At 46.1% G+C, this 22,333-nt stretch carries 21 protein-coding genes and 3 pseudogenes; 12 read left to right on the top strand and 12 right to left on the bottom strand.

Annotated elements, in window-relative coordinates; genetic code table 11:
• Both KIV40_RS09085 and KIV40_RS09080 read left to right on the top strand, forming a co-directional pair.
• On the top strand, positions 1–183 hold a 183-nt coding region (locus KIV40_RS09085), incomplete at its 5' end, for a MarC family protein (protein WP_285348773.1).
• Between the two features lie 124 nt (positions 184–307).
• Positions 308–1,180 carry a patatin family protein gene (locus KIV40_RS09080; RefSeq protein WP_045383718.1) on the top strand — a complete coding sequence of 291 codons (873 nt, stop codon included), beginning with the start codon at positions 308–310 and terminating at the stop codon, positions 1,178–1,180.
• Positions 1,181–1,199: 19 nt separating this feature from the next.
• Here the strand turns inward: KIV40_RS09080 and KIV40_RS09075 are convergent, their stop codons facing one another.
• The 3 genes from KIV40_RS09075 to KIV40_RS09065 all read right to left on the bottom strand — a co-directional run bounded on the left by KIV40_RS09075 (position 1,200) and on the right by KIV40_RS09065 (position 3,995).
• On the bottom strand, positions 1,200–1,889 hold the full coding sequence (locus KIV40_RS09075; RefSeq protein ID WP_285348769.1) for a flavin reductase: 690 nt from the start codon (positions 1,887–1,889) through the stop codon (positions 1,200–1,202).
• A 44-nt stretch (positions 1,890–1,933) separates the two neighbouring features.
• On the bottom strand, positions 1,934–2,434 hold the full coding sequence (locus KIV40_RS09070) for a fasciclin domain-containing protein (RefSeq protein WP_285348768.1): 501 nt from the start codon (positions 2,432–2,434) through the stop codon (positions 1,934–1,936).
• Positions 2,435–2,513: 79 nt separating this feature from the next.
• Positions 2,514–3,995 carry a deoxyribodipyrimidine photo-lyase gene (locus tag KIV40_RS09065; protein WP_285348767.1) on the bottom strand — a complete coding sequence of 494 codons (1,482 nt, stop codon included), beginning with the start codon at positions 3,993–3,995 and terminating at the stop codon, positions 2,514–2,516.
• Positions 3,996–4,104: 109 nt separating this feature from the next.
• Here KIV40_RS09065 and KIV40_RS09060 point away from each other — a divergent pair, with 109 nt between their 5' ends.
• Complete coding sequence (locus KIV40_RS09060) at positions 4,105–4,410, top strand: DUF6482 family protein (protein WP_021018100.1); 306 nt, start codon at positions 4,105–4,107, stop codon at positions 4,408–4,410.
• A 57-nt stretch (positions 4,411–4,467) separates the two neighbouring features.
• On the opposite strand, the gene KIV40_RS09055 is transcribed toward KIV40_RS09060, so the two are convergent.
• The gene (locus KIV40_RS09055; protein WP_038891950.1) at positions 4,468–5,448 is read right to left on the bottom strand and encodes a rhodanese-related sulfurtransferase; all 981 of its coding nucleotides are present in this window, start codon (positions 5,446–5,448) and stop codon (positions 4,468–4,470) included.
• 365 nt (positions 5,449–5,813) lie between these two features.
• On the opposite strand from KIV40_RS09055, the gene KIV40_RS09050 reads away from it, so the two are divergent.
• Positions 5,814–6,302 (top strand): GNAT family N-acetyltransferase, encoded by a 489-nt coding sequence (locus tag KIV40_RS09050; protein WP_152685173.1) that lies wholly within the window; start codon positions 5,814–5,816, stop codon positions 6,300–6,302.
• A gap of 92 nt (positions 6,303–6,394) precedes the next feature.
• Here the strand turns inward: KIV40_RS09050 and KIV40_RS09045 are convergent, their stop codons facing one another.
• Positions 6,395–7,690 (bottom strand): alpha/beta fold hydrolase, encoded by a 1,296-nt coding sequence (locus tag KIV40_RS09045; RefSeq protein ID WP_228174273.1) that lies wholly within the window; start codon positions 7,688–7,690, stop codon positions 6,395–6,397.
• Positions 7,691–7,943: 253 nt separating this feature from the next.
• Here KIV40_RS09045 and KIV40_RS09040 point away from each other — a divergent pair, with 253 nt between their 5' ends.
• Together KIV40_RS09040 and KIV40_RS09035 are read left to right on the top strand one after the other, a co-directional pair.
• Entirely contained in the window at positions 7,944–9,110 is a 1,167-nt protein-coding gene (locus tag KIV40_RS09040; RefSeq protein WP_012130053.1) for a D-alanyl-D-alanine carboxypeptidase family protein, read from the top strand.
• A gap of 115 nt (positions 9,111–9,225) precedes the next feature.
• Positions 9,226–9,516: a putative quinol monooxygenase gene (locus tag KIV40_RS09035; RefSeq protein ID WP_012130052.1), complete on the top strand. Its 291-nt coding sequence runs from the start codon at positions 9,226–9,228 to the stop codon at positions 9,514–9,516.
• Here the strand turns inward: KIV40_RS09035 and KIV40_RS09030 are convergent.
• Positions 9,513–10,442, bottom strand: coding sequence for a LysR family transcriptional regulator (locus KIV40_RS09030; protein ID WP_051117168.1), 930 nt, complete (start codon positions 10,440–10,442; stop codon positions 9,513–9,515). The genes KIV40_RS09035 and KIV40_RS09030 overlap by 4 nt on opposite strands.
• Positions 10,443–10,575: 133 nt before the next feature.
• On the opposite strand from KIV40_RS09030, the gene KIV40_RS09025 reads away from it, so the two are divergent.
• A complete protein-coding gene (locus tag KIV40_RS09025) occupies positions 10,576–10,794 on the top strand; it encodes a VF530 family DNA-binding protein (RefSeq protein ID WP_005429327.1) in 219 nt (72 codons plus the stop codon).
• 307 nt (positions 10,795–11,101) lie between these two features.
• On the opposite strand, the gene KIV40_RS09020 is transcribed toward KIV40_RS09025, so the two are convergent.
• On the bottom strand, positions 11,102–11,557 hold the full coding sequence (locus KIV40_RS09020) for a thioesterase family protein (RefSeq protein WP_285348762.1): 456 nt from the start codon (positions 11,555–11,557) through the stop codon (positions 11,102–11,104).
• 209 nt (positions 11,558–11,766) lie between these two features.
• Here KIV40_RS09020 and KIV40_RS09015 point away from each other — a divergent pair, with 209 nt between their 5' ends.
• The 3 genes from KIV40_RS09015 (at position 11,767) to KIV40_RS09005 (ending at position 14,059) form a co-directional block, all read left to right on the top strand.
• The gene (locus KIV40_RS09015; RefSeq protein ID WP_228174271.1) at positions 11,767–12,531 is read left to right on the top strand and encodes a ferredoxin--NADP reductase; all 765 of its coding nucleotides are present in this window, start codon (positions 11,767–11,769) and stop codon (positions 12,529–12,531) included.
• A 121-nt stretch (positions 12,532–12,652) separates the two neighbouring features.
• Positions 12,653–13,096 (top strand): RDD family protein, encoded by a 444-nt coding sequence (locus KIV40_RS09010; protein WP_228174270.1) that lies wholly within the window; start codon positions 12,653–12,655, stop codon positions 13,094–13,096.
• 126 nt (positions 13,097–13,222) lie between these two features.
• Complete coding sequence (locus tag KIV40_RS09005; RefSeq protein ID WP_134977345.1) at positions 13,223–14,059, top strand: DUF481 domain-containing protein; 837 nt, start codon at positions 13,223–13,225, stop codon at positions 14,057–14,059.
• Between the two features lie 64 nt (positions 14,060–14,123).
• Here the strand turns inward: KIV40_RS09005 and KIV40_RS09000 are convergent, their stop codons facing one another.
• The 5 genes and pseudogenes from KIV40_RS09000 to KIV40_RS08980 form a co-directional block, all read right to left on the bottom strand.
• The gene (locus KIV40_RS09000; protein WP_021018102.1) at positions 14,124–14,792 is read right to left on the bottom strand and encodes a DUF2057 domain-containing protein; all 669 of its coding nucleotides are present in this window, start codon (positions 14,790–14,792) and stop codon (positions 14,124–14,126) included.
• Positions 14,793–14,994: 202 nt separating this feature from the next.
• A pseudogene (locus KIV40_RS08995) lies at positions 14,995–15,726 on the bottom strand (AI-2E family transporter); the annotation flags it as partial.
• Positions 15,722–16,744 (bottom strand): annotated as a pseudogene (locus tag KIV40_RS08990) (TolC family protein); the annotation flags it as partial. The pseudogenes KIV40_RS08990 and KIV40_RS08995, both read right to left, overlap by 5 nt.
• A 10-nt stretch (positions 16,745–16,754) precedes the next feature.
• A pseudogene (locus KIV40_RS08985) lies at positions 16,755–18,939 on the bottom strand (FUSC family protein).
• A gap of 391 nt (positions 18,940–19,330) precedes the next feature.
• A complete protein-coding gene (locus KIV40_RS08980) occupies positions 19,331–20,200 on the bottom strand; it encodes a DMT family transporter (RefSeq protein ID WP_285348756.1) in 870 nt (289 codons plus the stop codon).
• 202 nt (positions 20,201–20,402) lie between these two features.
• On the opposite strand from KIV40_RS08980, the gene KIV40_RS08975 reads away from it, so the two are divergent.
• Complete coding sequence (locus KIV40_RS08975) at positions 20,403–21,281, top strand: 6-carboxytetrahydropterin synthase (protein WP_285348755.1); 879 nt, start codon at positions 20,403–20,405, stop codon at positions 21,279–21,281.
• A 61-nt stretch (positions 21,282–21,342) separates the two neighbouring features.
• On the top strand, positions 21,343–22,230 hold the full coding sequence (locus KIV40_RS08970) for an aspartoacylase (protein WP_285348753.1): 888 nt from the start codon (positions 21,343–21,345) through the stop codon (positions 22,228–22,230).
• Positions 22,231–22,333: the final 103 nt, after the last annotated feature.

Raw genomic sequence — 22,333 nt, 5'->3', positions numbered from 1 at the left:
GGTCCAAGTGCACTGAATGTGATCACCAAAATGATGGGTTTGATCCTAGCCGTGATTGGTACCCAAATGTTTATTGATGGCGCAGCAGAGGCGTATAAAACCGTTTTTTCCTACCCCCCCCCCCCCCCCCGTTTCTACTGCTTAGAATCCACATTGACTACTCAGTTGATGTGGATTTTTTGATCCTAAGTTTCCACTTAAAAAGCAAGAAACACATAGACTTCGCCTATCTCAGTAATAAGAATAACCGATTGTTGCTGTAGCACGAATTTCAGTAATCTTTTTAACGTCTTTATTGGGGGGAAACATGGCAACAAAAGCAATCGTAGTCGAAGGTGGTGCAATGCGTGGTGTCTTTGCTAGCGGCGTATTGGATGCATTCTTAGAACAAGACTACAAACCATTTGATTTTGCGATTGGCGTATCGGCAGGGGCTTCAAATTTGATCGGTTATTTGACCGATTACCCGCACCGTAGCATCAACGTCATTACTAAATTAGCAACCAGCAAACGCTTTTTCGATCCTACTCGTTTTTTAAAAGGCGGTGATTTGATCGATGTGAAATGGTTGTTTGAAGAATCAAATCGTTTGTACCCAGTCGATGAAGCGAAACTGTTTGAAGGCATTCCTTTCTTAGCGGCGACAACGAACGTAAATACGGGTAAAGCGGATTATTACCGTGTAAATCGTCATAACTTCCATAATGCGATGGAAGCGACGACGGCACTGCCTATTGCGTACAAGCATACTCCTTGCTTCTCTGGTGGTTGTTATACCGATGGTGGTGTGGCGGATTCCATTCCGGTTCGAGAAGCGTACCGCCGTGGTGCTCGTGATATAACAGTGGTTCTCTCACACCCGTTGGCCTACGAGAAAAAGCCGGTAAAAACGCCTTGGTTGATGAAGAAGTTGTTCGCTGAGCATCCACAGATGGCAGAGGCAATGCTGCACCGTTCAGAGAACTACAATGAATCGCTAGATTTCATTCGTAACCCTCCAAAAGACACGCACATTCGCGTTATCGCACCACCGGATGAATTCAGTGTACAACGTCTATCAATGCGCCAGACGGTATTGCTAGAAGGTTACGAAATGGGATTGGAAGCAGGGCGCGCTCACCTTACCAACCGGGCCGGTGAACACGGCTTAGACAGAGAAAACTGCCACTTCTGTATTTAGCTTTTGATATGTAAAGAGGTTAGTTCATATCGACTTCAAGTGCTCCCCAAGATGAAGGCTCTCCTTCTCTCGTTAGAGGAAATAGGCGAGAGTCTGGTTTGGCATAACTTAACCGATGTAGACGTTGCGTGACGTGGTAGCTATCCAGCCCGGAAATGGTCACTAAGTCGAGCAGCTCTAGGTCGAGATAACCATCGGGCATGATGGCTCTTTCAGGTGCGTGCACCGCCAACACTTCACCAATCAACATCTCTGTCTGATTGCTTTCGATCTTGATGTGCTCTCTCAACACCAACCCCATTTTGAGATTGCTCTCCAGGACGAAAGGCGCAGGAAACGCATCATCGTAGTAAGGAGTAAGTCCTACCGCTTCAAACTCTGATATCTGTTTTGGGTAGCGGGCGGAGGTCTGGTGTGCTTTTTGGACGAAATCGACGCCGATGGCATTAATGGTGAAGTGCTTGGTATCGAGGATGTTTTCTAATGTATGACGACGGCTTTTGCGTGGACGTACAATAAAACCAAACAGTGGTGGATGTGAGCCTAAGTGGATCACAGAGCTTACGATAGCCAGGTTCTCTTGTCCTTGCCTGTCTCTTGTTCCGATGAGGTTCGCGCTTTTGTATCCTGCAAGGGAGTTGACCAATCGAGTTCTTTGGCGCTGCTCCATCGTTTGTATATCGTGCTTTGAAAGTTTGATGTTTTCCATGTCCTAAAAAGGGGCGAGAAACCTCGCCCTTCCATGTTATGTCGCTATTTCGGCATGATGACGGTGTCGATCACATGTATCACGCCATTCTTGGCTTTAACGTCAGTCGCAATGACAGTTGCGTTATTTACCATGACTTTGTCGCCCATGGTTTTTATCATCACGTCTTGTCCTTGGACTGTCGTCGCTTTATTCATTTTGACCACGTCTGCGGCCATCACTTTTCCCGGAACCACATGGTAAGTGAGAATCGCAACCAGCTTATCTTTGTTCTCGGGCATGAGTAGCATTTCGACTGTTCCATCTGGAAGCTTAGCAAATGCTTCATCCGTGGGAGCAAACACAGTGAATGGACCTTTACCTTTCAGCGTATCCACTAAGCCTGCGGTTTTGACTGCTGCGACCAACGTATTGAACGAGCCATTTGCTGCAGCCACATCAACGATGTCTTCTTTCATCATTCCATGTTCATGTGCTTTCGCTGGCAGTAAAAAAGTTAGGGTTGCGAACAAAACCGTGGTCGTAACCAAGATGCGTTTCAACATAATGCGTTCCTTTTGTTGTTTGGGTACTGCTCTCTCCCTGATAAAGTCCCTGTTTGTACGCACGCCTTTTTCTTGGCGATCAACTGGCTTTCTTTTTATTAGAAGGACGGACGTGCTGAGCTAAAATGCGTGTGCCTTCCATTTTTACGTCGACACGTTTTCGCCAAGCCCATAAGCGTTCTCTGGCTGCTTTCGCACTCGCTTCTAAATCGATTGTTGGGGCGAGGTATTTTGAATCCGGTTCTAACTGGTACATTACGACTTCCATTGCGGTCATTTTCCAAGGTTCAAACAACAGTGGGGCGGGCACCTTAGCGAGCTCCGGAATCCACTTATGAATGAATTCACCATCTGTATCGTGTTCTTGTGCTTGTTTCGTCGGATTGTAGATACGGATGGTATTGGTGCCAGTCACGCCAGCCTGCATTTGAAATTGTGGATAATGGATACCTGGCTCAAAGTCGAGAAATAGCTGCGCTAGATGAGTTACGCCATCGCGCCAGTCCATGTTCATATGATGTGTTAAAAAGCTCACTAACATCGCACGCATGCGAAAGTTGATGTATCCGGTGTGATGAAGGCAGCGCATACAGGCATCGACGAGAGGTATGCCAGTGATTCCCTCCTTCCAAGCATCTAGTCGGATTGGGTCGTTGTTGCTCGCTTGGCGAAGCAAAGGGTCATAGGCTTGGTTCACACAGCGAAATTCCATCTCACATTCAGATTCAAATTTCTGCATAAAATGACAATGCCAATGAAGCCTTGAAGACAACGCAATTAGGCTGCGACGAAACCCCGTCACTTGCCAATGTTGCAACAGGTACTGATACACTTCTCGAAGCGAAATATTACCCCATGCAAGATAGGGAGAGAGGCGAGTACAGGCTGTCCGAGATGCAGTCGGGCTAGAAATACTTCGGTAGTAATCTCGTCCTCGGCGTTGAAAAAAGTCTTCCAATGTTTGCCAAGCGAGTGAGCTCCCGCCAGTTTGCATGCCTTTTACTTTTTCTAACCAAGAAGGGGGAGGAGTAAAGGTGAAACCAAGCGCTTCGACATCGAGAGTAATAAGAGAAGCGCTTTCAAGCTCAACCTCTTCTATCGGAGAACGCATAATGGTATCCCAATGTTTGTCCCAGCCGAATCGGTCTTTTGCGCCTCGCACAACTGCGCCATGTTCAAACTCATGCCATGGAATGCCTTGTGCTTGAAGCCATGCTGATACTTGTTTGTCTCGCTCAAACGTACAATTCAATCCAATTTCTTGATGGGAGAAAACGGCATCGATGCTGAATTGGTTTTGAATCGCACTCAAACAATCCCGAGCATTGCCAAACATTACTGAGACTTTTTGGCCGTATGAAGTAAGTTGTGCGTTCATGTCTTGGAGTGACTGCCAAACAAAGCGCCAATGACGTTCGGAGTAATGTGGGTCATCCAGCAGCATGGGCTCGAAAATATAGAGCAGCACTGTTGGATTCTTAGAAGATAGAGCATGCTGCAAAGGGAGGTGGTCGGTCAGGCGTAAGTCGCGTTTTAGCCATACTAAGTTGATTGTTTGCATCGGAGCCCTCACTGGTTTTCCGATTTCTACGCATGAGAGAGGCAAATTTCTCACTCGGTGATCGATTTTATTGCAGTTGACGTACTGGCACGGAGCAAGGAGGTGCTTTATGTCTATGCCACTCAGTAAACTGGAAAAATTTTTCTATATCGACAAGCTTGTCATCCACTCTCTCGATCTCGCTTTGTATCAAGTCTCGGTTCTAGTCGACGGGAAGGAACACTTTGTTACTGATGATAAAGGGCAGTTTTTAAGGGCGCATTCGATATTGGAGTTGCAAAAGCAATGTCGTAACTTGAAAGTGAACAAACAGGTGCTTCGCCAGCAAAGTGCCTATGATGAAATGGTTGGGCAGCCAAGTAGGAGTGGTACTAATGAGCTGGAAGTGTTGCTGAAAGACAACGAGCTCTATTGAAATTAGATCTAAAGGAGAGAAAGTGCGAGCTGGGTTTGTTAGCTCGCACCTTACTAGTTACGCTTGTTTACGTTGTGCGTCTTTCTTTGCCAGTTTTTCAGCGCGTCGTTGCTGACGTTGTTTGGCACTCTCACCGCCGACGTGCTGCTCGCCACGAACCGCAGCTAACGACACTTGCTTTTCACGTTCGCGGAAGCGTGCTACCTGTTCTTCGCTGTGTTTACCAAAACATTTTGGGCAGCTTACGCCTTGCTCAAACTGCTCTGATCGTTTGTCTTCTTCTGTGATTGGCAGTCGGCAAGCGTTACACAAGTCGTAGTCTGCTTTTTCCAACTGATGGTTAACCGCAACGCGACCGTCGAATACGTAGCAGTCGCCTTCCCACATGCTTTCTTCTTCTGGTACTTCTTCAAGGTATTTCAGAATACCGCCTTCTAGGTGGTAAACCTCATCAAAACCCTGCTCTTTCATGTAAGCAGTCGACTTTTCACAGCGAATACCACCAGTACAGAACATCGCGACTTTTTTGTGTTTCTCTGGGTCCATGTTTTGTTTTACATAGTCAGGAAATTCGCGGAACGTGTCCGTATTTGGGTTAACTGCACCTTTAAATGTTCCGATCTCAATTTCATAGTCGTTACGAGTATCAACCACAAATACCTCTGGATCAGCAATCAGATCGTTCCAATCTTGAGGCTTCACATAGGTGCCAACGACATGGCGAGGATCGATGCCTTCAACGCCCAATGTCACGATCTCTTTCTTGAGTTTTACCTTGGTGCGGTTAAACGGTTGAGTATCTGAGTATGACTCTTTGTAAACAATGCCATTGAGGCGAGGCTCGTCATTTAGCCATGCAAGCAGTGTATCAATACCTTCGCGTTTCGCTGCAACCGTACCATTAATACCTTCACTCGCCAGTAGCAACGTTCCATGTACACCGTGGGCTTCCATTAGGGCAAGCAATGGCTCGCGTAACTCTTGGTAGTTTTCCAGTTCCACAAACTTATACAGGGCGCAGACAACATACTGACTCATGATTATTCCTTACTTTAAGGTTCGATGGTTCGACACGTCGCTAGTTTGACGACTCGATACCTAACAATTTTAGCGGCTCGGAGTATACCTGAGTAATTTAGTCGGAAATACGGACAAACTATGCGGATATTTCTTCCATCAATACAGCACCGTGCTATTGAGGGTTATTGGATTGAATCACCCTAAATTCTTTGTGGGTGTTCAAGTTATCAGTAAAAACCCAGAAAAGTGTAGAAAACGTACTCGACATGGATGGTCGAAATTTGTACTGTTGATTTGCTTCACATTCCTAAAACTTCTTATCCGATAACCAGTTGAAGCAAAGATCTGTGCTTGATGCAGATCGGTTGGCAAAGGAATTCAATATGCAACAGTTCCATATCAGAAGATTAAGAGAAGAAGACGTACCACTGTTGAAAACGCTCTTAGTTGAACTCGACACTTCCCACTATGAGGCCGAGCCAGACTTCTACCGCTCACCGGAGGAAATGGCAAAGCTCAGAGAGGAACGTAATACCTTCGATAAATACTTTGATGGCAGCATCACGGCTTTTATTGCTTGTTCACACCGAGAAGTGGTTGGTTTTATCTCTGGTGCCGTTCGAGAGGTTAACTCGATGCTTTCTCCGGAAAAGCGCGTCGGTTATATCAACGAGTTGGTGGTGTCTGAAAGCCACCGAAACTTAGGTATTGGTTTGTCTTTGATGGATAAAATCGAGAGCGATTTATGCAACCAAGACATTGAAGAAATTGGTTTAACCGTGGCGTCATTTAATCACGAAGGCGAAGATTTCTACCATAAGATGGGTTACCGCGTGATCACCAAAATGATGACTAAACGAGTCAAAGACTAGCGCTAATTTAAACCTGAATCGAACCAAAAAACGCCTCTCTATCTTGTGATAAAGAGGCGTTTTTCTATCTAGGTTTTCTAAGCGTTAGCCGCTTATTTCAGTGTCGCTTTGGTCTGTTTTCCTATCGCAATTAACTTGTCGAGAATGCGCTCGCCATCCGCGCGAAGACCGTTATGCTCATATTCGTTGGTGATCCACGCTTTTGAGTTCGGTATTGCAGCGAGTGTTTCACGGCTAATGTCCATTTCTACAAACATATCGTCGGCATAGACGGCACAGCTCACAGGCACCTTATTGTTTGCCAGTTGCTGCGCATCGTATAACGGCGTCCAATCGGCTTTCTCTGCCAGTAATTCCGCCGCTTCTTTCAGTGGCTTTAAGTTTAAGTATTGATCGAACATCCAAGGGAAGACCATTTCTCCAGTGAAGAAGAACGGCTTACCTTGTTCGTAATTGAACGCATCATGCTCTTGGCGCACTCGGTGAGCGCTCCATCGAGAAGCAAACCCTTGGCAGTAAATCGACTCGTGCAGAATCGCGTAAATTGGATTGGTCTGGAAGTTTTGCTGCGCCAACATGTCGTTGAGGAATTCATAACGAAGCTGAGGCTTACCGTTCACCTCAATCAACGCACTTTCTAGCCAGTAGTAAGTTGGCAAGAAGGTATCACTGACACCAAAGTTAATCCCGATTTGTTGGAACTGTTCGGCAGTAAAACGCTGACCATTCGGTAGAAACTCTTCATTCTCCAACAGATGATTAGCAATGTTCTGGCACAGCTGCTGCGCTTGTGGGAATTGCTGGAAGAAGGCTTGGTTCTTCTCCATCGTACGTTTGAAGGTGGCGTGATAGACATCATCCGCATGACGAGAAACCGAAGGCACACCACCTGTGATATAGCTTTGCAGCAAACTGTCTGGGAATAGCGATAGGTAAGTTAATGAACAGAAACCACCAAAGCTCTGACCTAAAATCGCCCACTTCTTAACGCCAAATTGTTCGCGGATAAATTCCGCATCGCGAACAATGTTGTCTGCGCGGAAGTGGCTTAAGTAGTCTGCTTGTTGCTCCGGCGTGAGGTGCGTAAGAGTCTGATGATTGATCACGCTGCTGTTGCCAGTGCCGCGTTGGTCGAGCAGCAGTACACGATACTCACTCAGCGCGCGCTTGATCCAGCCGTTGTTTCCGTTTGGACGAGGAGAAGGGAAGCCTGGACCGCCTTGAAAATACACTAGCCATGGTTTGTTTGAGTCTTTATCGCCGACTAAACAAACGGAGCGAGCGAAGACGTTGATCGTGCCTTTGCTTAGATCTTGGTGATCCAGTGGCACGGTGAACGAGTGGGACTTGTAATGCAATCCTGCGTCGATAAATGATTGAGCGTTCATTGTTATGGTCTGTCCTTGTTTATAGTCGCTTTACGATATCGAATTCCTCATTAGAAACAATAGATTTGTTGTAAGAACTCGATTTTTGAAGCCGGAAAGGCAAGGAATGACACTCAAAACAGAAACTCTTCGATCTTTCCATGTTGGTATGCACTGAGTGAACTATGATCTGATAGGTGCAGTTTAGACTTCACTGTCTTACCGTTTTTATGAAACGAGACAATTGGCGGTCATTGACCATGGAGGATGCTTGATGAACACGTCATTAACCCGAATCACGCTCGCTTGTTTATTACTACAGACCATCAGTGCCCCTGCATTGGCAGTCGTAACGCCGAATCCGCCTCAGTTGCAGGCAAAAGGCTATGTTTTAATGGACTTTCAGTCCGGTGCCATCATAGCGGAGCAAAACGCGCGTGCCGGATTAGCCCCTGCCAGTTTAACTAAGTTGATGACCGCTTACGTCGTGGGGCAAGAAATCAAATCTGGGCGGCTCCAATGGGACGATAAAGTGACGGTGAGTGAGAATGCATGGTCAGCTAAATTTCCAGACTCCTCCAAAATGTTTATCCAACCCAAAGATGAAATCACCGTCGCCAACCTAATGCGTGGTGTGATCATTCAATCTGGTAATGATGCTTGTGTGGCGCTCGCCGAACATGTTGCCGGTGGTGAAGGGGCGTTTGTTGCGTTGATGAATGGTTGGGCAGATAAACTCAGCTTGAACGATACCTACTTCGTTAACTCGCATGGTCTGGATAGCGAGGGCATTCAAACTTCTCCTAATGACATGGCGACGCTGATGCAATCCATCATCAATGACGTGCCTGAAGTCTATGCGCTCTATAGTGAGAAGGTATTCAAGTGGAACAAGATCACCCAATACAACCGCAATAAGTTGCTATGGGACAAATCGATGGATGTCGATGGAGGTAAAACGGGCTACACCAGCAATGCGGGGTACAGTTTGGTGAGCTCTGCTAAACAAGGAAAGATGCGATTGATCTCGGTAGTGATGGGGACGCCAAGTAAACAATCGCGAATCACCCAGTCTAAGAACTTACTCAGTTACGGCTTCCGTTTTTATGACACCAAACAAGTGGCAAAACAGGGAGAGGTGCAGGCGAGTGCAAAAGTGTGGAAAGGCAATGTCAGTGAGATTGATTTGGGCTTCGCTCAAGATGCGTACCTGACGCTGCCTCGTTCCCTAACCGCTGGTTTAGACAAGAGCGTGGTCGTGAATGAACCGTTGATAGCACCCATCGCGAAAGGCGATGTGGTTGGTAAAGTCGTGTGGAAGAGTGACGATCAAACAGTAGCAAGCTATCCATTGGTAAGTAACCAAGCGGTGGAAGAGGGCTCATGGATTGGTAAGTTATGGGACAGTTTGGTGCTGTGGGTGAAATCGTTGTTTAATTAGCGTCAGATAAATTTTCAAATTTATTTTGAAAAAGTTATTCGCTTAGGTCGATTTTTCTCTTGGGTGGAAAGGAGTAGATTGTTGGAATATAGAAACACACTCAAAGAGATAAAAAATGATCCATCTAGTCGCAGAAATTAAAGCTTTTCCTGACCATATTGAACAGGTGACTCAGTTACTTACTGAACTACTCGCTCCCACTCGTGAAGAAGAGGGATGTTGCCAATACGAGCTGTATTTGGATGAAAAAATCGAAGGCCTGTTTATGTTCCAAGAAATGTGGGCATCGCAAGAAGCTTTAGACAAGCACTTACAAAGCCCTCACATTACCCAATGTTTTTCTACATTAGAAAAGAACGGCCTACTTGAGTACACCCATATCCGACCGATGACGTTCGTTGGTTAACGCTCTGAACAGAATGTTGTCAGTACAGACTTCCTTTGCTGGCAACATTTCTCTTGGATAAAATCTCGGAAAGTACGAATCGTTGGTGTTAGCAATCGACGATCAGCGCACACCATGTAAAGCGGTACGGAACCACAATCCCACTCAGGCAGTACGCGTACCAATCTTCCTTCAATCAAATCTTGGCTGATGTCCATCAGTGATTTATTGGCAATGCCTCTGCCTTTAATTGCTAAGCGATGGGATAAGTCACTGTCGTTACTGAGTAGCTTGCCACTTACGACAACCTGTTCTGTTTCACCTTCGCGAGTCAGTGTCCATTTGTTGTAAACCGAGTCCGCTACCATGAAACACAAGCAGTTGTGCTGGTGGAGATCTTCTGGTTTGGTCAATTCTGGATTGCTTGCAACGTATTCTGGGGAGGCACATAAGATCCGTTCGTTCGCACCGCATAATGCCAGCACAACTAAGTTAGAATCTGCGGGCTCACCGTATCGAATCGCGATATCGACGGGTTTGGTGTACATATCCGTCAAGCTGTCAGACAGCTCTAACTTGATGGAGACGTTCGGGTAGAGCTCGATAAACTCATCGACCCAATCAAGCAGCATGTTACGACCAAAGTCAGATGGTGCCGTGATGTGCAATTGACCTGATAGCTCACCACGCGCGCTTGAGATCTGATCCAAACCTTCTTGCAATGTTGCCAATGCTTGGGTGGTTTTATCTAGGAACAGTTCACCTTCGGAGGTTAGGCGCAGGCTGCGAGTCGAGCGTACAAACAGCGGAAAGCCAATCTGCCCTTCAAGACGTTTGATCGATGCACTGATGGCTGCAGGTGTCATGTCCATGCTGTTGGCGGCTTTCGAAAAACTGCCTTGGCGTGCGGTTTCGACAAAGATATTCAGATCGTTGAGGGCTTTCATAATGAAAAGGGGCTTTTAAGAAGTTTGAACTACTATAGGGGAGAGTCGCAGGGCAATTCAAGGCTAAAACATTAGGTTGCACGGCGAGTTTGAGTTAGATTAGCGCGCAACTTCACTTTACTGGATCCATAGCATGAGCCAACAGCAGCCGAATAACCCACTTCACGGGTTGAGTTTAGAAAAAATCCTTACCCGTTTAGTTGAGCACTTTGGGTGGAAGGGAATGCATGAGCGCGTTCGTGTTAATTGTTTTCAGAAAGATCCTTCGATTAAATCGTCGTTGAAGTTCCTGCGTAAAACGCAATGGGCGAGAGATAAGGTGGAAGCGCTGTACATCGAGACGTTCTGTTAGTTGTATTTGATGAGCGTCTCAAAGAGAGATTCCGGATGGCTCGCTCGGGCTCGTCCGGAATGACGTCTGAGCTCGTATTGTAGGGGCTAACACCCAAGCGAGAATCTACTCTCAGAATATATTGAGGTAATTCATAGCTCTATAGTTCGCAGCAGGCTGTAATAAGATTCTTAGTCTCGCCTTGGCTCGCTAGAATGACACAACTTTTCTCATCGAATAGGCTGGAAGAGTTCCTCTGCGTCATTCCCGATAGCGACGAAGGAGCGCAGTCGGAAATCTCGATTCTAATCTCTCGCATCTCGCCTCTTTATTGTTCCAAATGATGCGTACTGCCTACGTTGCTTTCCAGTTCTAAAATCGACTGGCGAACATGGTCTGGAATTGCGGCTTTCACGTTGTTCTTAAAATCAAACATCACACCAGTGGCGGTGGCGACAGTCACAATCTTGCCCCACTTCTTGCTAAGCACTTGGTATTCCATTGTCATGCGATCGTCTTGCATGTCGATAACGCGTGAGCCAATTAAAAGCGTATCTGGAAAAGTAACGGGCAGCTTGTAACGGCATTGAGTTTCACTTAAAACCGGACCGATGTGAGACGTCTGCAAATCTACCAATAGATTAATCTTGTTGAAGTAGTCCAAGCGCGCGGTCTCGAAGTAACGAAAATACACCGCATTGTTAACGTGTTGCAGGGCGTCCATCTCTCCCCAAGCGACTTTGATTTCCGTAATCACTGGGAATTCTTTTAATAACGTATCCATTACTCATGTTCCTTTTTCATCGACGTTGCCGCAATTTGCTAAGCGACTTATCACTTTGAGTATTTATTCTAGATGGAACTGATTAAATTGTAATAAAATTGTATCTAAATTGTGAAATGGAATGGTTGCTTGTTTTTGTAAACTAAAAACTTTACATAGTCAGTTGTGAGGCGTAGGTTTAAGTAAGTGCAACCAAAAGGAGATGTCCGATGACAGAGCTGAAAGGTTTCAATCTTGCCAGAGTAGAAAAACGAATCGACTGGACAGGTGAGCTGTTCAGTTTAAGGGTGTCCGGTGCGCCTCTCTCCTTCAAAGCTGGGCAATTTACTAAACTTGCTCTGCTCGACGAACAGGGCAACTCAATCAGTCGTGCGTACTCGGTGGTAAATGCCCCCAGTGAGCAGTTTGAATGGCTTGAATTCTTAATTGTCGCGAATCCAGAAGGGCAACTAACTCCAAGGCTGCAGCAGCTTCAAACAGGCGACAGCATCTATGTGGGTGAAACCGCTCATGGCGATCTGGTCCACGACACCATCCCAAAACACGCCAATGATCTCTGGCTACTTTCTACGGGGACGGGGATTGGTCCTTTCCTTTCTTTACTCGATGACATCAACTTGTTGCCGCACAGCGACCATATTGTGTTGGTACATGGCGTGCGTTATGAAAGGGACTTGGTGTACAAATACTTGATAAAACAGCTTCAGCAGCGTTATGACGGTCGCCTGCGTTACGTGCCGATTGTTAGCCGAGAAAATGCTCCGAATAAGTTACAAGGTCGTATTCCAGCCTTGATTTCTTCAGGGGAGCTGGCTAATCGTGCTGACCTACCTTTTTCTAAAGAAAACAGCTTTGTGATGATGTGCGGTAATCCTGAGATGATCAAAGATACCTCGCCTGTTTTGCAAGAGTTGGGGTTAGAAAAATATCGAGCTCGTACGGGTGGTAATATCATTTACGAGAGATATTGGTAAGCACTGACTAATTTTTAGACCATCTCACTTCTGAGAGAGCGTCACAAATATAACGTCTCTTAATTGAGCATGGTCAATCTCGTCCCTAGAATGCATCAGATTGCATTTGAGGGGATTAGGTATGAGTCGTTCTATTGCCAAGAGAAAGCAAAGGATTATTGGCGGTTTCATCGATCTGATGATCGTAACGGGATTCGTGTTGCTGATCGCGTTGACCATCAATTCATTTGTCAATGGCTTTGAACTCTCCTTGAGTGAAAACCTTCAGTTAGTAAAAGATACCAAGGCTAGCTATGTGCTAACCATACCTATGTTGATGCTAGTGAATTGGAATTTGCTTAGGGAAGGGCAAACCATAGGTATGCGGCTCGTTGGTATTAAAGTCGTTATGAAGAACGGTCACGATACGACGAAAGTCACTGCTTCACTTCGATTGTGTCTAAGCTATTTGATTGAGATGCTTATACCATTTACTTCACTAGTGAACATCGTTTTGCTTTTTTGCCATCCAGAGCGACGTTTGTTGCACGACATGCTTTCGGGCACCAAAGTCGTCAATTGCTAAGCCACTCGCTTATCCTGCATTACAATCTTTGTTTCATTCAGAGTTGCGATCGAGTCAACTTTTCATATCTCCCTTCCTACAACTACACTTACTTCAGACATAAATTCAATCGCTTAGGATTCAAGGATGATGAAAAAAGCAGGTTGGGCAGTGTGCCTTGCGGCGCTCACTTCTTTTGCTACGATGGCTGGCGAATGGGAGGTGGAAATGGGTGGCTTTTTCTCTCGCACTGATACAAAACTCAACGCTTACGACCCTTACCTCGACAAAATTCGCACCATTGATTTCGAATCTGATCTCGATTTGAAAGAGTTCACCGTGCTGCCTTATGTCGAAGTAGAGTATTACTTCAACAAAAAGCACAGCGTGTACGTAGATTGGCGTAGTTTGCACCGGGAGGCAACTCGCACGGCGGTGACTAAGCCTTTTGAGGTCACTATAAATGGAACAACTTATGCGGTTCAGGCTGGTTCAAAACTGACCACAGAGCTGAATATCGATATCGCTCGCCTAGGCTATGGTTACCAGTTTTATACTAGCGATAAATGGGCCGTGGACGTGTTGGCAGGCTTGCACGTGATGTGGTTGTCGTTAGGCTTGGACGGCAAGCTTGGCGCAAAGGTGAGTGGCGTTGATGAGATCCCAGTGATGTTCGTCGATGACGCGGTGTTGAGCGATGTTACGGCGCCTTTGCCTGATTTAGGAATCCGAGCCGAATACTCACTGAATGAAGATTGGATCTTGAAAAGTCATGCGCAGATTTTCTATCTCGCAGTGGATGATATCGAGGGCTATTTATTAGAGCTCGATGTCGGTGCGAAATACTTCTTTACCGATCAGTTCAGTATGACGGGGTCATTCAACTATTACGAAGTCGGCGTGGACTATGAAAGTGATAAGTCCGCGCTCGATGTTACCTACCGATTCTATGGTCCAATGCTGACCTTGGCGTATAAATTCTGAATTAAAAAAGCCACACTCGAGTGTGGCTTTTTGCATTGAATCTTTCGTTAACTACACAACGGGCTTATTGCTGGTTGATGTAGTCTTTAAAGCGCGCTTGTGTCTCAGCGTCCGCTTTTTGGTACCAGAAATGCAGCATTTCTTCAGCTGTAGAATCTGCTTTCATTGTCGCAGGCTTAGTTTGCTTCATGTCTGCTGGAATTTTTGCAGGAAGTGTTACAGGTTGAACCGCTGCTGTTGCAACACCGATTGCCGCTACGCCACCAGTCTTGTTGTAATCTTCCACTTCGCGCACGTAATCACGACCGATTTGCATGCCAGGTTTGATTAGCTTGTCTTGCTCTACCGCAATTGCGTTGCCAGAAGCATCAATCAGTTTCCAATCTAGGTCTTTGATTTTGTCTTCCGCTTGGCGAAGGTCACGGTATTCAGGAACTTGTAGGCTTAGTTCTGCGTCCGCTGCGTCGAAACGAGTTACGATAACGTCACTTTCCACGCTTAGGCGATCATTGCCTTGGCTGAAGTATGGTGAGTAACGGAATACAACTTGGTTAATGCCATCTGGTAGAGTTAGTGAACGTTCAGAAGCAAAGAAGCCACCCGATAATTTCACTTTCTCGCCGTTAGCCGCCAAAATAGAAACGTCGTCAGGAACGGTTACTGTCACATCCGCGAAAGCCATGCCACTCATTGCCAGAGCAAGCGCGCAAGTTAAAGGCTTGATCAATTTCATTGTTTTTATCCTAAGCACTGTATTAGTGGTCATCGAGAGTGCATCGTTCATTGCCTGATTGCAACTCCCTAATGTAAGAAGATTGAAAATTTAACAAGAACGTCATTTTAATCGGATAGCAAACAATGAAAATGTGAACTTAGTTGCGCAAACCGCTGCAAATGCAGCGGTTTGTTTCAATTGATGAGGTGATTAATAAAGATTAGATGCCCGCACCGTGTCCTGATTCGGCTTGTGCTTCATCCTGCTCTTCTCGCAAGCTCTCTTCTTGCTGTTGTGCTTTCTCAATGCTCAACCACCAAACGAACAGTTCGTACCAAATTGCTAGGATAACGGCACCCAAGAACAGACCAACGATGCCGTAGAAGAGCATGCCGCCGATAGCACCAAGCAGAATCACTGGCATTGGAACATCAACACCGTGGCCCATCAACATTGGTTTAAACAAGTTCTCAGACAGCGCAGCGACCACAACCCAAACCGTAAACATGGTTGCTGTGCTCGTGTCGTTGGTCATATACATGTAGCCAACCACCGGCAGTACAGCAAGCAGTGCAGGGAGCTGAGCGATACAAAGAATCATCAGGATCAGAGTCAGTAGGCCTGCTGCCGGAACGCCAAAGATAAAGAAGCCCGCACCAATCAGTAGCGCTTGGATTGCAGCGACACCCACTACGCCAAGCAATACACTCTTAATGGTTGCGGCAACAAGCGTTGTCCAACTCTTCGCGTTATCACCTGCCGTACGCACAGCAACGGTTCGCAAGCCAGAGGCGATTGACTCCGAGTAAGTCATAAAGCCAGCAGCAATCGCCAGTGAAATGATAGAAAGTAGCAAGCTACCTAGAGCACCACCGACCATGCCAAGCAGAGACGTTAGACCCGACTTGATTTGTGGCATGAAGGTTTGAATTGCTTTTTCTAAGTTAAAAGCTCGGATAAAGTGCGGTTTCTGCGACCCCAATCTTGGCGCTTTGTGCGCGAGCCTGCATCTCTGATACTTGAAGATCAGGTCGACGCATCACTAAGCTCGCATCCACTTTGTCATCGAGTCGAGGTGGGCGAGGTACGATGGAGCGCTCGTCACTGCCTGATAAAGCAGGCTTTCTGCCGGATGATTTGAACTGGTTTTCATAATCCGCCATGCGCTGAGCGAAGCCTTCTGATTGCAGCAGTTTCTCCATCTCTTCCGGTAGTACGCCTAAAAGCAGTGCTAATGCCGTGCGGGATTGTTTCATCGCGATTTCAAGAGAAGGCTGTGCCGCTTTGGTGTTGAAGAGCTGGTTCTTCGCTTGCTGAACGTCGAGTTCAGTTACGTTACCCGAATCAAACTGCACCTGAGTAATATTCACCACACGCTCTTGGATCTCGATGTTTCGACGAGAGAGCAAAATACGCTCTTGGAAAGTGCGGTAGTTGATGTAGTTACGCGCGACTTCGGCAGTGATGGTCACCATGATGTCGTGGTAAGACGCAATCGATGCATAGTATCCCGCTTCGGCAGATTCAATGCCGCGTGCGTATTTGCCCCAGATGTCCATTTCCCAGCCTGCGTCAAACGACAAGGCAGCGTTATTCACACCTTGGTCGTTAACATAAGCTCTGGCTAGGTTACCGGAGACGGTTTGCACTTGTGGGTATTGCAATCCTGTGGAAATACCCAATAGTGAACGTGCTTGGATGATACGTAGCCCCGCCGCCTCAAGATCGAGGTTTTGTTGGCTCGCCATCTCAATCAGTTGATTCAGCGTTGGATCGTTGAACTGCTGCCACCACTGCTGCAGTTTTTGCTCGGATTGCAGTGTGTCTTGCGCCGCTTTTTCTACCGGCCAATCACTTGGCAAGGTGCTTTGCTCTGGGTGGACGTAATCCGGACCCAAAGTTGTACACGCACTCAACCCGAGAACAGAGAGTATGGCGAGGCTTGGTTTAGTTAGTTTTAGAAGCATCATATCCTCACCTTTAAAACCGCTTCTGACGTAAGTTCACCCAATCGATATCCTCGTAGGTTTGCTTGCATTGATTTATCGCTTCGAACACGTTTCGTTTTAAATTCAGCAAGATATAAAAACCAGCTATCTCTGAATAAGCGCAGTCAGATAAATCCAACTCACTAAAGAAATCTTCTAGTTTATTTTCAAAGGATTGGTAATCCTGGCTGTATTGTTCGAACACAGAATCGAGTTCGTCGGTCGTCTGGTGGCTTGCTAATGCACCGGCCATCAGAGGTAATATGGAATCGGTATGTTTGCTACGTAACTGTTTGATAAGTTGGTTACTTAATAGCTTTTGCTCGGCGGCAATCAAGATGTTTACGTGGTTGCTTAAGGCGTCACAAGACTTGTTGAATGCGCCAATTGCTTCTGGCTGTGTCTTGTCGAAGAGCTTGTGGTTGATCTTCGACCCCCACACTTTGAGCTTTTTAGAGGAAACGTTCAGCGTCACCAAGTGCAGTGAGCGTTTCATCTTATTAAATGTGGATTCAGACTGTTCATGATAGCTGGCAAATAGGTCGCCAACGTGCCTGAAATAGCGCTCTTTCAGTGTTAAGAACAAGTGTTCTGGACGAGAACTGAAAGGGAAGTAGTGCGCGAAGATGATCATGAAAACCACCATGTAGAACAAAGTCATGATCGTCATCAGAATACCAAAGTGATAGGTCATGTTGTTGTCTAGACCGAGGACAAACAAGCCAATCATGTAGAAGATGGTCACCGGTCCTTTAAACAGGTAAAAACCGATAAAGGTGTAGATGAAGATGAACAAGCCCAGTTCGCCTCCGAGTTCCAATCCCGGTAGGATGAATACGTATGAAGGCACCGCAAACAAGAAGCCAAACGTAAACAAGATCAGCAACATAAATGGGTGAACCGGAACAAACGACAGCAGTGACATGAAGATGGTGGAGAAGGTAACAAACGAGTAGCCACCGGTTGGATTGAAGTAAATCCAAATCAATCCTGCTACCCAATAGGTGGTGAAGGTTTTTACTGCGGTTTTGAAATTCTCTGCATCCCACCAAAGGAATTTACTCTTCTGCTTCGGCAGATCTTGTTTGAACGAGACATTATTGGTGACCGAATCAATACAGCTGATGCTCTCCGCAAGGCGAGATAAGCTCTGATGCATTAGCTTGAGTAAGTGGCCCAGTGTCAGGGCGGAGCCTTTGACTAGATTGGGAGCGTCTGACAAAGCTTGTTGGTTGTAATCAACCTTAAATTCCTGAGCGAGGTAAGCTGGCCCCTCGTTGTCCCACATCTCTTGGCAGGTTTTGAATAGCGCTTGAATTTCTTCGATGGCTTGATCGAAGTTATTGATGCAGCTTCGGTCTTGCTGGTGGCTAAAGTGGCTGTGTGCTGCCACGCTGAGTTCTTGGGTAATTTGCTTGTTGAAGTGAACAGCGAGTTGCCATTCTTTCATGTAAGCCGATACGTCACTGCACTCGACACTTACGGCTGCGAAGCGTTGCTCTAACGCGTTTTGTGCGGCGAATACTTTGTCTAATAGGTCTTCTATGGTGGGGTGAGGCTCTTCATCTTCCTCTTCAGTATCTTGTTTGCCTGAAGCTGGGACTCCCCCTTGCTGCTGAGCTTGCCTCTCTTCGAAGTTCTGTAAGATTGCCGCGAACAGCGCTTGCTGAGCTTGGTTGAGCTGTTCAATTAGCTAACGAAGGTTTTGTTCTGTCTTCGTCGGCCATAAGAAAGTACCCACCAAAGTGTAAAGCACTACGCCAAAGATGGTCATGTAAGCACGGTCAACCCCATACATGAAGGCACCTTCTGCATCGCCACCATTTGACATCATCAAGGTCATCACACCGGTTAGCGCCAGCAAGGTTGGGTCTTTTTGATAGGCGTTACGGAAATAAAAGATAAAGGACACGACCACAGAAACGCTGAGCATGTACATAATGCCGGTCTTGAGCGAACATGCCCACGAGCAATAAACCAATAACAGCCCCAACCAGGGTACCAAGCACACGCAAAGTACCTTTAGCTAAAGATTCACGTCGGCTGCCTGTTGAAGCGATCAGCATAACAGTGGTCGCCGCCGTAGACGCTTACAGCCAACCCATTGAAAACGGTATAAGATAAGCCAGAGTCAGGCTAAGCGCTACTTTTGTGGCGAATTTGCTTTTATCGTTCATAGTGTCACAGTTAGCTCAGGTTTATGGTTGTAAGTCGATGAATTTATTCAATTAATAATCAGAGTTTCGTTCTGAATAAATCGCGGAGGCGGAATATAGCGATTGAAAAGAGGTGGTTTGTAATTCCTTTGTCAAAACCAAATGAGGTAAAAGTGCCCAAATCACCGTTCACTCCCCACCGCTTATGGCATGAGGGAAAAATGAGCAAGAAAACGTTTAACTAGAAAATCTCATTACTGATACATATTTGCAGGAATTACCACACCAAATCTTTAATCGATATTCACCGCCAATGCGTCAGGCGTTGTTCGTTTCCACAGTACGGTGAAAACAAATGCCTAACAAAAAGCATAGATGATGGGAGATAAGCTGAGAGGAAAGTTATTATTTTTTATTGGCTTGCGGGGTTGGTTTTGGATTTTTGAGAGCGAGATAAAAATACCAATGCAATGCCGCCAAGAATAACTGAGCTGGTAGTGATGGAATGTACAGTCAGCACTTCACCCAACAGAAAGCTTCCTAGCACTAAAGCAATAACTGGCACGGAAAGTTGGCTTACCGCCGCTTGCAATAATGTTAGTTTCTTCATCACTTGATACCAAAGCACGTAACCGCAACCAGAAGCGATGGCTCCTGATGCCACTGCTAACAGTATGCCTTTCGGCGTAAATTGTATCGATCCAAGTAAAAAAGGTGAGAGCAAAAGTCCTAAGATAGAAGCAGTAATGAATCCCCAAGTAATACCGCTGGTTGGTGTTGGCGCTTGCTTACCTAAGGCGGTAAACCCTGCCCAACAGATACCAGAAACCACCATTAATAGGGCAGACCAAACATCTGGGCGTGTTGCAGATGGCAACATTAGCCACGCAAATCCAATCAAAGAAACGGCAATACCAATCACTTCGAGGGGTTTAAAGCGCTCTCCTTGCCACCAGTAAATCACGAGTAGAGTCAGTTGTACGGCACCAAAAAGTAGCAGTGCGCCCGTTCCGGCTGCTAGTTTTACATAAGCAAAAGAGAACAGTGCAGCATAGCCAAATAAGGTCATCCCAGCGAATAAACTGAATCGACGAGAAGGGATCTTGCTGCGCCAGTTTCCGCGCAGAAGTATGATGACCATTAAAGTGACTGCGCCAGAGAACAAACGGATAAGAGTGAAACTGCCCGCGTCAATCAAATCGGCTGCCAGTGCTAAACGGCACAGCAACGAGTTAGCAGCAAACGCCAACATAGCAATTGCGGTCAGTAAAAATGTCGACATTCCTTATCCTCACGTTCGGTCAGAGCTGCAGTGTAGCGTTAAACAGAAAGCGTTAATTAGTTGATAAAGCGATTAGTTATAGCTGAAAACATAGTGCAGCATTGAGTCAAAAAGTCATCATGTTGCGAAATTGAGTAACAACCACAAGTGTTATAGTATAACAATTTGGTTTTAATGCTCGATATAGAATGAGGAATTCAGATTGAATCTATTTGTTAACGATCTCACGGTTATTGATGCTTCATACCTGTGTCAAACACGAGGCATGGTGGGTGAGAGTTGGATTCTGGACGTAGTAATGCATGGTGATCTCAATGAGATGAGCATGGTGCTGGATTTCTCTAAAGTGAAAAAACAAATCAAGCAATTGGTGGATCAATATGTTGATCACCGTTTGCTTATACCCGTAAAGAACGAGGCGGTGGAAATTACCAATGCCAAAGCGGGGTATTCTCAAGTGGATCTTATGCGTGGAGAAAAGAGTATTCACCTGCATTGCCCCGATGAAGCATTTTGTTTTGTGAATTCGGAAGACATCTCAATAGAGAGTGTAACGCAGCACATTCACGATGTTTTGCAAGGTCATCTGCCAAGTAATGTCGCATCGATTGATCTGACCTTGCGTCATGAAAAACTTGATGGTGCTTACTATCACTACACCCACGGTTTAAAAAAGCACGATGGCAATTGTCAGCGCATTGCACATGGGCATCGTTCACCGATTAAAATTCTGGTTGATGGTCAGCGAGATACCGCTCGTGAGCAAGCTTTTGCACAGCGTTGGCAAGATATCTACCTCGCATCCATCGAAGACCTAGTCGAGATTGGCCACCTGGAGCTAAGCGAACATGCAAGCCTCATCAACTGTGACACGCATTTTGGCTTCCGATACACCACTTCACAAGGTGACTTCCAACTCGCTATCGCGCACAGCGAAACCGAGGTGTTGAACACCGATACGACGGTAGAGTTGTTGGCTGTGTTTATCGCCAATGAAATCGCTCCTTCATTGGATGCAGGACAGTCGTTACAAATCATTGCTTATGAAGGCGTAGGGAAAGGAGCAATGGCGTTTCGCTAAGAAGGCGCCGCCGAATCTCAATCAAAACTCACTTTTACTCAATATTTGGAATATCACTTTTATGGACAAACTTAATCGTGTTCTGCTCGTAGCTGGTACGCATGGTAATGAGCTTTCTGGCATTTATCTTCAAAAGCTCATCAAAGATCGTCTTTACGATGCTGAACGCTCAACGTTCAGCACTCACTGTGTGCTTGGCAACCCGGAAGCGGTAAAGCAAAACGTTCGTTATGTTGAGACGGATTTAAACCGCGAGTTTGCGCTTGCGAATTCATCAGCCTCTTCTCATGGTGAAGGCGGGAGCCTGCAAGAGACAGAATTGGCAAAGCAATTTACCCAAACTCATGCCGCTGAAGAAAAGCAACTTATTGTCGACCTACATAACACCACCAGTAACATGGGCGCGACCTTGATTTTGGTTTCTAACGACGTGTTCTATCGCAAGATGGGGGCTTATGTGAAGCAACGCATGCCAGAAGCCAACATCTTGTTTGAAGACAGAAAAGCGTGGGATGATCAACCTTACTTGTGCACCACTGGGCAGCATGGTGTGATGATTGAAGTTGGGGCTCAAGCGCATGGTTCGCTAAAGTACGAGACTCTTGAGCTGATGAAAAAGATGCTTACTATGGTGCTCGATTACCTTGAACAGCATAACCTTGGTCGAGTTGGTGAGTTGAACGACTACGACGCGTATTTTTACACCGAAGAAGTGATGATCCCTGTCGACCACGATGGTATGCGTGCCGCAATAGTGCACCCTATGATCTGTGGACGAGATTTCGAAGTGGTGAAACCTGGAGAACCCTTACTCGCAACTTTCTTTGGTTACGACATTTTTTGGGAAGGCAAACAGGAGATCTATCCGCACTTCATCAATGAGAGTGCGTACAGCAAAGCCAATATCGCTATGGCACTTGCTGAGAAAAGGCAGGTTAATGTGGAATAAGTAGCGGCTGATTTGAAGAGCAATTTGAAACTCTAAGTGGGATGACATTTTCACCCCACTTAGCTGCTAGTTGCTCGTCACGATTGGCTGGAAAAAAGCGACT

This window comes from Vibrio sp. D173a (assembly GCF_030248475.1).
The sequence above is the reverse complement of the archived record's forward strand: the minus strand, read 5'-3'. Positions and strand labels throughout refer to the sequence as shown.

Coding starts and splice junctions, on each gene's coding strand:
- KIV40_RS09040 (WP_012130053.1), top strand. CDS start 7,944: ATGAACACGTCATTAACCCGAATCACGCTCGCTTGTTTATTACTACAG.
- KIV40_RS09025 (WP_005429327.1), top strand. CDS start 10,576: ATGAGCCAACAGCAGCCGAATAACCCACTTCACGGGTTGAGTTTAGAA.
- KIV40_RS09060 (WP_021018100.1), top strand. CDS start 4,105: ATGTCTATGCCACTCAGTAAACTGGAAAAATTTTTCTATATCGACAAG.
- KIV40_RS08970 (WP_285348753.1), top strand. CDS start 21,343: ATGGACAAACTTAATCGTGTTCTGCTCGTAGCTGGTACGCATGGTAAT.
- KIV40_RS09075 (WP_285348769.1), bottom strand. CDS start 1,889: ATGGAAAACATCAAACTTTCAAAGCACGATATACAAACGATGGAGCAG.
- KIV40_RS09080 (WP_045383718.1), top strand. CDS start 308: ATGGCAACAAAAGCAATCGTAGTCGAAGGTGGTGCAATGCGTGGTGTC.
- KIV40_RS09020 (WP_285348762.1), bottom strand. CDS start 11,557: ATGGATACGTTATTAAAAGAATTCCCAGTGATTACGGAAATCAAAGTC.
- KIV40_RS09005 (WP_134977345.1), top strand. CDS start 13,223: ATGATGAAAAAAGCAGGTTGGGCAGTGTGCCTTGCGGCGCTCACTTCT.
- KIV40_RS09065 (WP_285348767.1), bottom strand. CDS start 3,995: ATGCAAACAATCAACTTAGTATGGCTAAAACGCGACTTACGCCTGACC.
- KIV40_RS09055 (WP_038891950.1), bottom strand. CDS start 5,448: ATGAGTCAGTATGTTGTCTGCGCCCTGTATAAGTTTGTGGAACTGGAA.
- KIV40_RS09050 (WP_152685173.1), top strand. CDS start 5,814: ATGCAACAGTTCCATATCAGAAGATTAAGAGAAGAAGACGTACCACTG.
- KIV40_RS09010 (WP_228174270.1), top strand. CDS start 12,653: ATGAGTCGTTCTATTGCCAAGAGAAAGCAAAGGATTATTGGCGGTTTC.
- KIV40_RS08980 (WP_285348756.1), bottom strand. CDS start 20,200: ATGTCGACATTTTTACTGACCGCAATTGCTATGTTGGCGTTTGCTGCT.
- KIV40_RS09070 (WP_285348768.1), bottom strand. CDS start 2,434: ATGTTGAAACGCATCTTGGTTACGACCACGGTTTTGTTCGCAACCCTA.
- KIV40_RS09000 (WP_021018102.1), bottom strand. CDS start 14,792: ATGAAATTGATCAAGCCTTTAACTTGCGCGCTTGCTCTGGCAATGAGT.
- KIV40_RS09045 (WP_228174273.1), bottom strand. CDS start 7,690: ATGAACGCTCAATCATTTATCGACGCAGGATTGCATTACAAGTCCCAC.
- KIV40_RS09015 (WP_228174271.1), top strand. CDS start 11,767: ATGACAGAGCTGAAAGGTTTCAATCTTGCCAGAGTAGAAAAACGAATC.
- KIV40_RS09035 (WP_012130052.1), top strand. CDS start 9,226: ATGATCCATCTAGTCGCAGAAATTAAAGCTTTTCCTGACCATATTGAA.
- KIV40_RS09030 (WP_051117168.1), bottom strand. CDS start 10,442: ATGAAAGCCCTCAACGATCTGAATATCTTTGTCGAAACCGCACGCCAA.